Genomic DNA, 369 nt, shown 5'->3' with positions numbered 1-369 from the left:
TGCTCCACGAGCGTGATCAATGCGCTCTTGGCGTCGGCGCGGTGGCGGGCGTCGGTGGTGATGATGGGGGTGTCGGGGCCGATCTGCAGGGCCTCGCGGACCTCGTCGGGGCTGTAGGGCTGGTGCCCGTCGAAGCCGTTGAGGGCGATGACGAACGGCAGGCCGCTGTTCTCGAAGTAGTCCACCGCGGGGAAGCAGTCGGCGAGACGACGGGTGTCGACGAGCACCACGGCGCCGATCGCGCCGCGTACGAGGTCGTCCCACATGAACCAGAAGCGGTCCTGGCCCGGCGTACCGAAGAGGTACAGGATCAGGTCCTGGTCCAGGGTGATGCGGCCGAAGTCCATGGCCACCGTGGTGGTGGTCTTG

General features: G+C 67.8%; 1 protein-coding gene. It reads right to left on the bottom strand.

What is annotated here, in order from left to right:
- Positions 1-369: GTP-binding protein (locus IH00_RS0114410; protein ID WP_063835375.1), on the bottom strand; the 369-nt coding region annotated here is incomplete at both ends.

This window comes from Streptomyces sp. NRRL S-118 (assembly GCF_000716335.1).
Taxonomy (GTDB): domain Bacteria; phylum Actinomycetota; class Actinomycetes; order Streptomycetales; family Streptomycetaceae; genus Streptomyces.
The sequence above is the reverse complement of the archived record's forward strand: the minus strand, read 5'-3'. Positions and strand labels throughout refer to the sequence as shown.